Annotated in this window: 15 protein-coding genes; 12 read left to right on the plus strand and 3 right to left on the minus strand. The window is 58.9% G+C overall.

Annotated elements, in window-relative coordinates:
• Positions 1-166: 166 nt before the first annotated feature.
• Positions 167-1348: an MFS transporter gene (locus BRPE64_RS30565; RefSeq protein ID WP_044044020.1), complete on the minus strand. Its 1182-nt coding sequence runs from the start codon at positions 1346-1348 to the stop codon at positions 167-169.
• A gap of 392 nt (positions 1349-1740) precedes the next feature.
• On the opposite strand from BRPE64_RS30565, the gene BRPE64_RS30570 reads away from it, so the two are divergent.
• From BRPE64_RS30570 to BRPE64_RS30605, 8 genes are all read left to right on the plus strand, one after another.
• Positions 1741-2250, plus strand: a complete 510-nt coding sequence (locus tag BRPE64_RS30570; RefSeq protein ID WP_016355531.1) for a winged helix-turn-helix transcriptional regulator — start codon at positions 1741-1743, stop codon at positions 2248-2250.
• 348 nt (positions 2251-2598) lie between these two features.
• Positions 2599-2937: a BON domain-containing protein gene (locus tag BRPE64_RS30575; protein ID WP_016355532.1), complete on the plus strand. Its 339-nt coding sequence runs from the start codon at positions 2599-2601 to the stop codon at positions 2935-2937.
• A 537-nt stretch (positions 2938-3474) separates the two neighbouring features.
• Entirely contained in the window at positions 3475-3681 is a 207-nt protein-coding gene (locus BRPE64_RS30580) for a hypothetical protein (RefSeq protein WP_016355534.1), read from the plus strand.
• A 395-nt stretch (positions 3682-4076) separates the two neighbouring features.
• Entirely contained in the window at positions 4077-5027 is a 951-nt protein-coding gene (locus BRPE64_RS30585) for a GlxA family transcriptional regulator (RefSeq protein ID WP_016355536.1), read from the plus strand.
• Between the two features lie 335 nt (positions 5028-5362).
• Positions 5363-5554 carry a hypothetical protein gene (locus BRPE64_RS30590; protein ID WP_016355539.1) on the plus strand — a complete coding sequence of 64 codons (192 nt, stop codon included), beginning with the start codon at positions 5363-5365 and terminating at the stop codon, positions 5552-5554.
• A gap of 226 nt (positions 5555-5780) precedes the next feature.
• The gene (locus BRPE64_RS30595; RefSeq protein ID WP_016355540.1) at positions 5781-6299 is read left to right on the plus strand and encodes a DUF1993 domain-containing protein; all 519 of its coding nucleotides are present in this window, start codon (positions 5781-5783) and stop codon (positions 6297-6299) included.
• A gap of 15 nt (positions 6300-6314) precedes the next feature.
• The gene (gene trxA / locus BRPE64_RS30600; RefSeq protein ID WP_044044270.1) at positions 6315-6644 is read left to right on the plus strand and encodes a thioredoxin; all 330 of its coding nucleotides are present in this window, start codon (positions 6315-6317) and stop codon (positions 6642-6644) included.
• A gap of 18 nt (positions 6645-6662) precedes the next feature.
• Positions 6663-7499 carry an alpha/beta hydrolase family protein gene (locus tag BRPE64_RS30605; RefSeq protein ID WP_016355542.1) on the plus strand — a complete coding sequence of 279 codons (837 nt, stop codon included), beginning with the start codon at positions 6663-6665 and terminating at the stop codon, positions 7497-7499.
• On the opposite strand, the gene BRPE64_RS30610 is transcribed toward BRPE64_RS30605, so the two are convergent.
• Positions 7481-8155, minus strand: coding sequence for a gamma-glutamylcyclotransferase (locus tag BRPE64_RS30610; RefSeq protein ID WP_044044272.1), 675 nt, complete (start codon positions 8153-8155; stop codon positions 7481-7483). The two genes, BRPE64_RS30605 and BRPE64_RS30610, sit on opposite strands and share 19 nt — an antisense overlap.
• Positions 8156-8192: 37 nt before the next feature.
• On the opposite strand from BRPE64_RS30610, the gene BRPE64_RS30615 reads away from it, so the two are divergent.
• Positions 8193-8528, plus strand: a complete 336-nt coding sequence (locus BRPE64_RS30615) for a hypothetical protein (protein WP_044044024.1) — start codon at positions 8193-8195, stop codon at positions 8526-8528.
• 100 nt (positions 8529-8628) lie between these two features.
• On the opposite strand, the gene BRPE64_RS32590 is transcribed toward BRPE64_RS30615, so the two are convergent.
• Positions 8629-8904 carry a hypothetical protein gene (locus tag BRPE64_RS32590; RefSeq protein ID WP_016355545.1) on the minus strand — a complete coding sequence of 92 codons (276 nt, stop codon included), beginning with the start codon at positions 8902-8904 and terminating at the stop codon, positions 8629-8631.
• A 332-nt stretch (positions 8905-9236) separates the two neighbouring features.
• On the opposite strand from BRPE64_RS32590, the gene BRPE64_RS30620 reads away from it, so the two are divergent.
• From BRPE64_RS30620 to BRPE64_RS30635, 3 genes are all read left to right on the plus strand, one after another.
• Positions 9237-9737, plus strand: coding sequence for an Rrf2 family transcriptional regulator (locus BRPE64_RS30620; protein ID WP_051180594.1), 501 nt, complete (start codon positions 9237-9239; stop codon positions 9735-9737).
• A gap of 298 nt (positions 9738-10035) precedes the next feature.
• Positions 10036-11046, plus strand: coding sequence for a LysR family transcriptional regulator (locus tag BRPE64_RS30625; RefSeq protein ID WP_144063601.1), 1011 nt, complete (start codon positions 10036-10038; stop codon positions 11044-11046).
• A 270-nt stretch (positions 11047-11316) separates the two neighbouring features.
• Entirely contained in the window at positions 11317-12771 is a 1455-nt protein-coding gene (locus BRPE64_RS30635; protein ID WP_144063602.1) for an NAD-dependent succinate-semialdehyde dehydrogenase, read from the plus strand.
• Positions 12772-12893: the final 122 nt, after the last annotated feature.

The raw sequence follows: 12893 nt of genomic DNA on the forward strand, positions 1-12893 counted from the left end.
ACGATGCCCGCGCCGTCGCCTCTTGCGGCCTACCCGACGCTGGAACGTGCGCGAGTCAGTTCCGGAGCCTTGCCGTGGTTCGCCACGGTCCGGTTCGGTACCGCTTGCGCTGCGCCGTACCTGCGCCGGACAAGCAAACGTCCCGGTGGCGGGATATGGTCGGCCTTCAGACCGCGGCCGCGTTCTTGGCCGCGTTATGGCTCTTGACCGCGCTCACGCGGCGGTGAGCGATTTCAGACATTGCGATCGCGGCCACCACGAGAGCGCTCGCGAGAAAGCCGAGCTGGTGACTACCGATCACGGGGATCGCCGTCGCTCCGACCACACCGGCGATCGAAATGCCGATGTACGTTGCCGAGGTGTTCAATCCAACGAGAACGGCGGCCATCGGCGGGTTCAGACTGACGAGCCGGAATTGCTGCGGCACGAGCACGCCCCATGCGCAGCCGCCCCAGACGAAGATCGCAATGGCCGAAGTCCACAGATTCACGGTACTCCATGGCATTGTCACGATCGCGAGCACCACGGCGGACAACATCACGATGACCACCTTGCGGGAGCCGACCTTGTCGAGTATCCGGCCGGTCAGCAGGTTAGAGAACGTGCCGGCCAGGCCCCACAGCACCAGCAGGCCGCCCAGTACGCTCGGGTTGCCGCCTGTTGCGCGGTCGAAAACGATCGAGACGTAGTTATAGATGATGAAGGTGCCGACCTGCGCCAGCACTGTCGTCAGCAGAATCAGCCCGACTCGCGAATCCGCAAGCGGAGCAAAGCGCTTGAGCAGCGAAATCGCAGGGGGCTGCGGAACCTCGTCCAGAAGCGTCCAGACGCCGACGAACCCCGCCACGCCGAGCGCGGCAACGAAGGCAAGCGACCAGCGCCAGTCCGCCAGACCGCCGATCACGGCGCCGATCGGCGTACCGAGCGCGGTCGAGGTGGTCAACCCGGCCACGATGATCGACAGAGCGAATCCTCGCCGTTCGGGCGGAACCAGCATGGTGCCCGTGCCGCTCGCGGTGGGCGAGAATGTGGCCGCGCCGATGCCCGCCAGTACGCGCGTGATCAACGCGACATGCAGGCTCGGAGAGAAGATCGTACCGATGTTCGCTACGATGAAAATGCCCATGCCGATCAGTAGAAGCCGCTTGCGAGGCACGCCGGCGGCCAGCGCGGCAATCGTCGGGGCGAGCAGGGCGAAGGTGAGCGCATAAGCGGTAATGAGTTGGCCTGCTGCTCCGATGCTGACGTGATAGTAGCCGGCGATCGAAGGCAGAATTCCGCCGAAGACGAAGCTGTCCGTTCCCAGGGCAAACATCCCCAGGGCTAAGGTGATGAGACGCCTATCCATGATTTCTCTCTGTGAAGACGGTGATCTTGAAGTTGCTTGACGCAACTATACATAGCATGTCTCCCTCATAGAATCGTGAGGATCTGAGTAACAGTTCGCCAGAATTCGGGTAAGTTGCGTGATGAAACGTGTGCTATAAGTGATGCATACGGTTGATGGCGTTGCACCCTGTGCGTCTGCGGAATTGCATGTCCGTTGTGGTTTTGCAGACATCGAGACTCGCGATGGTGATGTGCGGTTGCACATGACGAGCATCGAAATCGGCCAGGGTCGAATGTTCAGCTTAATTTCAGTGAACCGTAGGTGCGCTTGCGGTTCAAGCGTCGTCTCGTTTGGTCCCTGTTCTCGAAGGGCGAGACAGCGGCGCGAGTGTCCGGCAGTGGAGAGTTGATATGTACAGGAAGCGCTTCGACGACATGAATTGTTCGATTGCTCGAACGCTCGACGAGGTTGGTGAATGGTGGACGCTGCTTATCGTGCGGGAATGCACCCAGGGCACGACGCGATTCGATGAATTCCAGAAGGAGCTTGGAATCGCACGAAACGTGCTGACGGTGCGGCTGGAACGATTGATCGAGCTTGGCATCATCGAGCGCTACCCGCTGCCGGAGCGGGCGAATACCTTTGGATACCGTCTGACCGAGAAGGGAGACGATCTGTATCCGGTGCTGATTGCAATGATGCAGTGGGGAGATCGCTGGCTGGCTCGAAACGGCAAGCCTCCGGTGACGCTCGTCGATCACGCGAACGGGCAAGCCTTGAAGCCCGTTGCCGTTCAGACCAAGAGCGGAAAGGCGTTGAGCTTTCGGGACGTTCGCTTCGCGCCCGGTCCGGGCGCGACGTCCACCACGCGTGCCATCATCAAGAGCCGCAATCGAAAAGTCCTTGGCATCGAGGGCTGAGCGGATTCTCGTCACGATCGACGCGTGTGCGACGAGAGGCTTGGGCCGGCACGTCCGGTCGGAAAGCCACTTAATGCATGAATAGCCGGCCGCCAGGGCTGGGCTTTTCCTTGGGTTCGTCCTTGGTGGAGTCCTTGCCGCGAAGATCGGCTGGCTATCGAGTCGCTCGGGGAGAAGAGGCTCACATATCTCGTACCCTCGACGTGCATCTCCCGATGCACAATCAAGGCACATATCCAAAAAAAGGCGCAATATCCACTGTCGCGAATCGCAACGCGATGGGGCTTTCAATACTTTGGTATTGGTTTTTATGCCTCTGGCAGGTATCAATTCACAATAGAGGTAGACATGAGAAAGTTTTTGATTCATGCCTTGCTGGCTCTGTTTTCAGTATCCGGCTCATTCGCTGCGTACGCTCAGTCCACGGATGCTCCGGTTGCGAAGACATCGACGAAAGCCACGCCGGCGGATCGCGCGCTAGCGAAAGCAGTGCGGCGGGCACTGGCGAAAACACCGGGTTTCGATGTTTCCGGCGTCTTCGTTCGCGCTCGTGGCGGGGCGGTCGTGTTGAGCGGATCGGTGAAGAGCGGGGAGCAGATCGAACAGGCCGCGCAGATCACGAAATCGGTCGATGGAGTAACGTCCGTCACCAACAAGCTGGCGCTGTTTCACGGCGGCAATGGCTGATTGCTGAGGCGAAGCGGCTGGCCGAAGGATGGGCTCGCAGCTCATCCTGAGCGGATCGTCCGCCCTGCCGCGGCACGGGAACGCGGCACCCTACGACTTCCCCTCGTTACCCATGTTCGCTTCCGCATTTCTCGCTCTCTTCGCGATGAATGACTTGTGATCGGCCATGTCGCGGTGATCCCCCAACCAGCATTCGCCCGAGATGGCCATCATAAGGAACACGCCCTTTGCGCTTCAAAGGGCGGTTCCCGGCAGCGTCGTCCACAGACTCCTGCCGGGATCGGCCGTCCAGTCAATGCACCGGACACACCCTGGTAGTCCATCCGGAAGTCACTCTGCCGAGTCCTGGCAGGATTTGATGTTTTCTTGACCTTTACGCCATTCGATTAGCCGGGTACTTTTACGTACGATCGTAAGCGGGCTAGCCGCTTTCATCGAGCAGTTGACGTGCACCCCTGCTGGATGCCGTTGATTCGGCGCCGCGCGCGCTTCGGAGTGGGACAACGCGTTAGCCGGATTTTGTAAAGGGATTTCGAAATGGCCATCGCCATTACTTGCGCCTCTTGCGGAAAGGTGGGGTTGATCGATGAGGAGGCGCTGAATCTACACGACGGAAAAATCGATGTTCTGGCCTTCACGGCGCCGGAAGGCTTTCACAAGGTGATGTTCGGATTGAGATCCGAGGACGTATATCTTTACTGCTCCGACTGCAAGGTTCCCGCAGACCTGCCGACCCTGCAATAGCTCCGAATGCACAAATAGAATAAGCGTTATGGCGCATGACATCGATTGATCACCGCGAACCGGCGCAATACGACGACAACAGCGCGGCGTCCTCCGCAACGTAAGTTCGCGGGAGACAAAACCTTCAGCGGGAAACATCGAGTCGCGCCGCGGGGTGGCATCGCGGCATGACTGGAATGTCGCCGTCTCCTGCGGGGCCACCTTGCTCCTCCATTCCGCGCTATGCAGCGGTCTGGCGAACGCAGCCCGCTCATACTCCCTTGACGACGTGTAACCTTATCCGCGCGAGGTTAGACTGCGGCTGCGGAATCACGCGCGAACCACGACTCAAGCTGATCGGAACTCGCTCCGAGGACTGAGTATCGGCCCGACAAAATCTTCCGAGTAAAGGGATCATGAAAGCTCACCGGGTTTGCTTCCTTATCTACCCCGGGGTCGCGTCGTACGACGTAGCCGGTCCCGCGCAGGCGTTCGCCGCGGCTGGAAATGCCAGATACGTCGTAACCGTCGCCTCGGTATCGGGGGGAATCGTCGAGAGCGATTGCCCGGGACTTTCGTTTGCAAGCGTGGGCGCGACCGATCTGCACGGCACCTTCGACACGCTGATCATCCCTGGCGGTACGAACGCGCCAACGGCTGCAAAGGACCCGGTGTTGGTCGAGACGTTCAAACGGCTCTCCGACCGGACGAAGCGAGTGGCGTCTGTTTGCACGGGTGCGTTCATCGCCGCGGAGGCTGGCTTGCTGGAAGGGCGTCGGGTTGCGACTCATTGGCGGTACTGTGACCTCTTCGCGGAACGCTACACGAACATTACGCTCGATCGAGATTCGATCTGGGTTCAGGACGACAAGTTCTGGTCCTCCGCTGGAGTCAGCGCGGGAGTCGATCTGGCGCTCGCGCTGATCGAAAGAGATCAGAGCGTCGCCGTTGCGCTCGGCGTGGCGCGAGAGCTCGTGGTGTTCCTCAAGCGACCAGGCGGTCAGTCGCAGTTCAGCACCGTGCTGTCGGGCCAGATCGCGGATGCCGGCGGGCCGTTCGAATCGCTGTTCGCGTGGGTGGCCGACAATCTGGGAGGCGACTTGCGTGCCGAGGTACTGGCGGAAAGGGCGCATATGAGCCCGAGAACTTTCGCGCGTGCCTGCCTGGCGCGTATAGGCACCACGCCCGCCAAAGCCGTCGAGGCCATGCGCGTCCAGGCAGCCCGTGAATCGATCGAAAGCAGCGATACACCGCTCAGCGCGATAGCGATCCGTTACGGATTCGGTGACGAGCAACGCATGCGTCGAGCGTTTCAGCGTCAGTCGCACATCACGCCCAGCCAGATACGCGCGAGGTTCAGACCATAGCCGTTGGTTCGAATAAGTCGTGACGGTGCTATGTGTTTAGCGCACGATGCTTGAGGCGAATGCAAAACCGCCCATGTGCCACGCCCGACAGACGGGTTCGAGGCTGGCGATCGGTCCGTGCGCTGGCGACTCGGAACGCGCGCCCGCAAGATCGACGGTCACTTCGAGCAAGACGATCCTTTGTTTGGACACCCGATTCCCGCCTGTCGCCGCATGGACCGTCTCATCGGATTGCAGATCATCGGCGCAGTGGTTGTGACGTATCTCTCCCCAAGGCGATTGGGCGGCTAAAAGAAAGATGCGCTACGATTCGCGATCAATCTAGAGGAAAAATCATGAGGATCTGGAATATTCGCGAAGGCAGCCCTCACGGCGCATTGCTGGACGTCGTGACATCATCGGATGACACGACGGCGAAGGACGTACTGGAAGGATGGATTCAATCCGCTCAAGCGAAGTACATCTCCCATATGCACGCCGTGGCCGTTCTCGCGCCCCATTATGAGCCGCTGAAGCTGAAAAGCTGAGAACTCGGAGGTAAGCGAATTCCTCGCCAATGTGGCGCCTTGATGGCCGGGAATATCTCGCAAGGTTTGGTCTGAGAAGTTGAACGACTGAAGCAGCCTGCGGATTCATCTACCAGCATGCCTGCTGTGCAGTCCTCCAGGATGAGGCGCAAAATGCACTTCACCTTCGAAGAGGACATCCGATTCGTTGAACTTCAAGGATCAGGCAACTTAGAGAGGACATTCAATGTATCACCATGCCATCTTGCAATGCACACAGGCATTCATGACGATCGAAACGATGCTCGACAAGGCTGAAAAGCTCGCCGCGCTAAAATCGTTTGATGTAAATGTGCTTATGCACAGTAGACTTGCCCCAGACATGCAGCCCTTCGTGTATCAGGTGCAGAGTGCGTCGGATTATCTGAAGGGTGGCGCGGCCTGGCTCTCCGGTCAGAAGCCGCCTCGGATGGAAGACACCGAAAAGACCATCGACGAAGTGCGCGCCCGGGTGAGGAAGACCGTGGAGTTCACGCAGAGCGTCACGGAGGATCAATACACGAATGCGGGCGAGCAGCAAATCAAGGTCTCATGGGTGCCCGGTAAAGTCATCCTCGGCCGGGATTACCTGCTTCAGATGGTCATTCCGAATGTCTATTTCCACATCGGCATGGCCTATGCGATCTTGCGGAAAGACGGTGTGGATGTCGGGAAGCTGGACTTTCTCGGCCCCATGAACTTCATCGATTCAGCGGATTTGCCCTGACCGGGATGCTCAATGATGAACGAGCTGATCAAGCAGGTGAGCGACGCATCTTTTGAAGACGACGTGATCAGATCCGGGAAACCGGTTCTTGTCGACTTCTGGGCGACATGGTGCGAGCCGTGCGTCGTCAGTGCGCCCATTCTGGAAGAGATCTCGCAAGAATTCGCGGATCGTATTCGCGTAGCGAAGATCGACGTGGATCAGCATCACGCGACTGCCGCGAGGTTTGGAGTGCGGGCCATTCCCACTGTCGTGTTGTTCAAGGATGGCGCGATCAAGGCGCAGCAGGTTGGCGTGGTCTCGAAGACTGAACTGGGCAGGTTCATCGAGAGGCATCTGAAGTAGGCAGTTGCCGCACGAACATTGAACCCGGCCGCAGGCAGGTCGCGATGCCGGGCAGCTTTTCATCGCGGTCTGGCGATTTGGGAGCGCATCATGTCGAGCGAACGATTCGATTTCACCGGTGCCGACGGTCAGTTGCTGGCCGGACGGCTGGATCATCCAGAAAGCGAGTTGCGTGGCTACGCCCTTTTTGCACACTGCTTTACGTGCGGCAAGGATGTCTTCGCCGCAAGCCGCATCGCGCAGGCAATGACGGAGCATGGAATCGCCGTGCTTCGCTTCGATTTCACGGGGCTCGGCGCGAGCGAGGGCGAGTTCGCCAACACGAATTTCTCGTCGAACTGTCTCGACTTGATCGCTGCCGCGAACCATCTCTCGCAGAGAAAGCAGCGTCCCGCGCTTCTTATCGGACATAGTCTGGGCGGCGCGGCCGTACTTGCGGCCGCCGGTCAGATCGAAGGAATCCGGGCGATCGTGACGATCGCGGCGCCGCGGGATCCATCGCATGTGACAGGGCTCTTTCGCGAGCATCTGGACACGATTCGGCAGCAGGGCGAAGCGGATGTTCAGTTGGCCGGGAGAACCTTTCGCGTCAAGAAGCAATTCCTCGAAGATGCGGCGGAACATAACCTGACGCAAAGGATTTCGGAGTTGAGAACGCCGCTACTCGTCATGCATTCACCGGACGACAAGACGGTCGACATTCAAAACGCGGCGCACATCTTCAATGCGGCCAAACATCCGAAGAGCTTCATTTCGCTGGCAGGCGCCGATCATCTACTTTCGCGAAAGGCCGACGCGATTTACGCCGCCCGGGTCATCTCGGCCTGGAGCGCCCGTTACATCGAGGCCGGCTGACGGGCGGCACGATTGTCGATCTCAGCGATAAGCGCATCGATATAGGCATCATGCAGGTTATTCTGTCGTAGGGCTTGATGCAGCTTCCTGACGTAATCGAGGTTCGTTCCGAGCGCACCGGACGCCGCCGAGATGATCGGGGCAACGACCGCGGCTTCCGAATTGTTCTCGTGATGCGGATGACTGGTCTCTGCGACGAACGCCAGTGCCGTCAGCTCCTGACCGTTCGTCAAGGTGACCTTCGCCCAGGTCGGCCGATATGCGCCAGTTACCATCTCGCGAACCCAGATCATCCGAAGTTCGTCATTCAGACCTTCGTCAGGAAGACGAAGGATGACGCCAGCCGATTCTCCCCCGCGCTCGAGTGACAACATTCGCCCCGGAGCCTCGACGCTAGCGCGTCCGGCTATGGTGCGCAGACAAAAGCTGCGATGCCATCCGCTGAGGGTCGCCACTCTTCGATCTGCGTACTCGAAGAGCGGATTCCAAAGCAGTGATCCATAGGCGAAGAGCCATACCTCACCGTCTTTTGGACGGGACTCCATTGTCTCGTTGAGAGACGCATGGATTTTTTCAAGTGGCCACAGAATGTCTTCCGGAACATCCGAGAATGCCTGATGATAAGCGCCCGAAAGAATCGACTGTCTCGATAGCACGTTGACTCCCGCAATCAAGCACGCAATGAATGTAGCGATGTCGACATTCTACGCGGGACCATGGCTCGGATACATCGCGGTTCCGCAAAGGCAACTGTTCGGTATTCCGAATAATCAAATGCTCGTGTGTATCAGCACAGATGGGAAGCAGTGGACGGAACAAGCGTTCACGCATGTTTGGCACAACGACTCCGCTAATCCTGCCTCGTTTTCGCTGATACAGATAGTCCATGCCCGGACCGTGCCGGGCTTCGAAAAAACAAAAAAGCGCCGACGATTCGCCGGCGCAAGAGCCCTGGAGTTGAACGACTACCAAGGAAAGAGTGCTGACCTGCTACGTATGCAAAGCCCGGTCGGCCATGTGCGGCTATAGCCTTTCCTGCCTTCAACAATTGAATGCTCCGACCACGTGTCCGCGCCGTCATAACCGCAACATCAACGCTACCGGCAGACCCGCCGTATCGCTTTCGGGATTACTGGACTGCGACGGAGCCATGACGGTTCGAACTGGCCAGTTCCTTGCCTGCATCATTCGTCACGGAATCGTGCTTGGCAGCGGCGAGCGAATCTTGCGCCGAAGCCTTGCTTTCCGCCGCAAGTGTCTGGGCGCTCTGACCGCGCTGCGATGCAGGTGCACCGTCCACCGGGCTGTAATGAGGCGCCGGGCCATAGCCGCTGGCGAACGCCTGGCTCGAAATTGCTGCGAGGCCTACGAGAACAACAGAGGCGAGGGACTTGACTGCTTTCATGATAGCTCCGTAACGATTGTCGACTGAGTATGGTGAAGCTCGCTACAAGTTCGTGAGTGCGTCGCAACTTGTGAGACGGAGTCTATGCAGAAGCAACAAAAAGATAAATTGTTAGAATTGAAATCACTTTTGTGCACGGGCAAATAATCAAAATCCCGTTCCAAGAGCAGAATCTCATGGAAGCAGCCGGCGACGACACATAGCGTCATCGGGCTTTGGAGAGGGGCAAGCAAGCGTGCCCTGATCGCATGGCTTCGTTCGCTTGTCTAATCGAACCGTTTCCTGGCTGCGCCGTGCTTGCATCCCGAATCTGTAATTGCCATCATTCCGATATGAGCTCATCCAACGTTCAGTTCTCTGTCGCAGCGCATATCCTTGCCGTCATCGGATGCCATCGTGGGGGCGAGGTGAAGTCCGCGTTGCTTGCGAGCAGTGTGAATGCCCAACCCGCCTTCGTCCGACGCGCATTGGCCAAGCTGTCCAAGGCCGGCCTCGTCATTGCCACGCGGGGCAGAAACGGATCATCCGTGCTTTCGCGGGATCCGCGCGAGATTTCACTTCTCGACATTTATCTGGCCAGTGAGGCTCCCTCGACCTTCTTTGTCCACGAGTATCCGATCGACAATGATTGCCCTGTAAGCCGAAATTTCAAGGACTCGATGTCGATGATTCGCGACAAGTCGCAGTCAGCTTTCGAAGCAAGCCTTGCCCGGCAAACACTTGCCGATCTGATCGAAAACATCGAGAGCGTCCAGAGCGACACCGGCAGGCCGCGTCGCAGGAAGGCCCGGCAAGGCGCGGAAGCTGCAACGGCCTCGCACGGCCGGTCATAGCGCATGACGGCGCCGACGCAGCCGGCCATTCGCTGCCAACGGCGCGGTCGATCAGCGACCCATTCACGTCGCTTCGATGACGGCGAATCCGCTTTAGTCCAGCCTCGACAAGGCTCCGCTGCCTCCCGCCTCGAATTCCTGCGTTCGCGCGCCGGTAGGATCGCGCGGGTCTGTGGATTTCTTGCAAGATAATTGTTATAATCCAGATCACAATTTGTCCGTTGTGAGCATGCGACCGTATTCCGGCATCGCCAACATCCGACGCTTTGACGGACGCCGGCCTATTGGAGAAACAGGTATGGATCGTCTGCAGGCAATGGAAGTGTTCACGAAGGTGGTCGAACTCAACAGTTTCTCCAGGGCGGCCGAAGCGCTCGGTCTGCCCCCGGCGTCGGCGACAACCATCATACAAAAACTCGAATCGCGGCTGAACGTGAGATTGATGAATCGCACGACGCGCAAATTGAAGCTGACACCCGAAGGAGCGGAATACTACGAGACGTGCGTTCGCGTGCTTGCTGCTATCGAGGAAGGCGAGCATGCGGTGGTCGGCTCGGGCAAGGGGCCTCGCGGGAAGCTGAGAATCGACATGCCAGGATCGCTCGGCAAGATAATCGTCGTTCCGCAGATAGCCAGTTTTCGTGCGATGTATCCGGATATCGATCTGATGATCGGTTTCAGTGACAGGGATGTCGATCTCGTCGAGGATAGTGTCGATTGCGCGATCAGGGTCGGCCCGCTTCAGGATTCAAGCCTGGTCGCAAGAAAGCTGGGTTCCACGGACATCATCACTGCCGCCAGCCCGGCCTATCTGGAGCGTCATGGCGTGCCGAGATCGCTCGCAGACCTGGACGGCCACACGACCGTGCATTATTTCTCCAGCCGCTCGGGGCGAACGCTGGATCTGACCTTCGTCGGCGCGGACGGAACGAGCGAGATCAAGATGCGCGGCAGTCTTGCATTCAACGACGCCGAGGCGCACGTGTTGGCCGGCGTGGACGGAGCGGGAATCATCCAGGCTCCCAGGCATATTGCTCATGCGCATCTGGCGTCGGGAGCGCTCGTGGAAGTGCTGCCACAACTGAGGCCGCGTGCGAAAAGCATCTCAGCGGTATTTCCGCAAAGCAGGCATGTCGCACCCAAGGTGCGCGTCTTCGTCGATTGGGTGGCAGGGCTTTTCAGCGAATGTCCGATGCTCGGTGGTGGAGTCGTGGCGGAACGCGCGGCCGCTAACCATCCGATGACGGCCTCTTTGCCTGTTGCACGACGGGTGGCGACAGACGAACGAGCCATCGAGCTGGCTGCCTGACATCATCTTCTCGCCCTGCTTCTGATTCGACGGCCGGTACGGGATTGCGCCTCAGTGATCGTGTCGTTGACAGCGGGCGAGCCATACCGTGCATCGTTTCGCATTTTCGAAGTAAGATACGTCAAGATAGTGATCGACCGCCAGATTTTCCGTGTCGGTCGCGAGCCGGCCGGTTCGGTTATGTTCCGGCGTTCCGGGTCCATCCCGGCAGCACAGGCCTGAGCCGAACGAAGCCACCGGGAGCTCGATGATCATCGCGGTGACGAGATCATGAATAAATCGGACCGTTCAATGCGAACGCACTCGCGCTTGTTCATCAACGGCGAGTGGGTACAGGCAACGGGCGATCGCTATACGGACTTGTTCGATCCAAGCTCGGGAGCCGTCAGCGGCAGGCTCATCCATGCCAGCAAGGCTGATCTCGTGGCCGCCGTGGAGACGAGCCGAGCGGGATACTCTGCATGGCGTAATCGTTCAGGCGTCGGCCGATGCAAGCACATGCGAGAAGCAGCGAATCTCCTGCGAGAGCGCTCGCTCGAAATTGCCAGCCTGTTGACGCGAGAGCAAGGAAAGCCCCGTAGGGAATCGGGCATCGAGGTCGCTGTGTCGGCGGATCTGCTCGACTGGTTTGCGGAAGAGGGACAGCGTGCATACGGACGATTGATACCGGCGCGGAGTCCGGGAATTACGCAGTCTGTGCTGCGCGAACCGGTCGGCCCCGTCGCCGCATTCTCTCCGTGGAATTTTCCGATCTCGCAAACCCTGCGCAAGATAGCGCCGGCGCTGGCCGCCGGCTGTTCGGTCGTGGTGAATCCGCCAGAAGAAACGCCAGCGGCGACCTCGGTGCTGGCCGAGATCTTTCGCGACGCCAGCTTTCCACCCGGCGTGGTGAATATCGTGTACGGGCCGCTGTCTGAAGTATCGGAGTACCTGATTTCGCACACGGCGATCCGGCAAGTGACCTTCACCGGGCCCGCGCGCGAAGGCAAGCCCATTGCCGCCCTGGCTGGCATGCACATGAAACGATGCATGCTGGAACTTGGCGGGCACGCGCCAACCCTGATCTTCGATGACGCTGATATGGAAATGGCGGCGAGGCTGTTGACCTTTGCCAAATTCAGGCATTCCGGTCAGGTGTGTACATCGCCGACCCGTTTCCTGGTTCAAGCAGGTGTCTACGAAGCGTTCAAAAGTCGATTCGTCAACGCGGCGAAACAGATCCGGGTGGGTAACGGGAAGGACGCGGACGTGACGATGGGGCCGATGCTGAGCGCTCGACGTCTCCAGGAAGTGGAGGATCTGATCCGCGACGCAACGGAAAAGGGTGCGCGGATTGAAACTGGCGGGGAACGGCTGGGAAAGGTTGGCAACTTTCTGGCGCCAACGATTCTCTCCGGTGTCACGCCGGAGATGCGCATCATGAACGAAGAACTGTACGGACCCGTTGCGCTTCTCATGGCCTTCGACAGCACGGAAGATGCGATCCGGGAAGCCAACAGGTTGTCGTTTGGTCTGGCCTCCTATGCCTTCACGCGCTCGGCCATCACCGCGCAGCGGCTCACCTCGGAACTCGAGGTCGGGATGTTGTCGATCAATCACTTGGGCTTCGCTCTACCGGAAACCCCATTCTCCGGCGTGAAAGACAGCGGTTACGGATCAGATGGAGGCGCAGAGGCAGTCGATAGCTTTCTCACAACGAAGTTTGTCACGCATGCGAATGCATGAACGTGTTGGAGCGCATTTCGGCTCGCCGAGGCTTGAAAAGTGCGGAAGGGTATCTCGTTTGAACGTCGAGGCGCGATGAAATACCGAAGGGCGCCTCTTCGAATCCACGATCCGGCGCATAC

It is taken from the genome of Caballeronia insecticola (assembly GCF_000402035.1).
Classification (GTDB): Bacteria; Pseudomonadota; Gammaproteobacteria; order Burkholderiales; family Burkholderiaceae; genus Caballeronia; species Caballeronia insecticola.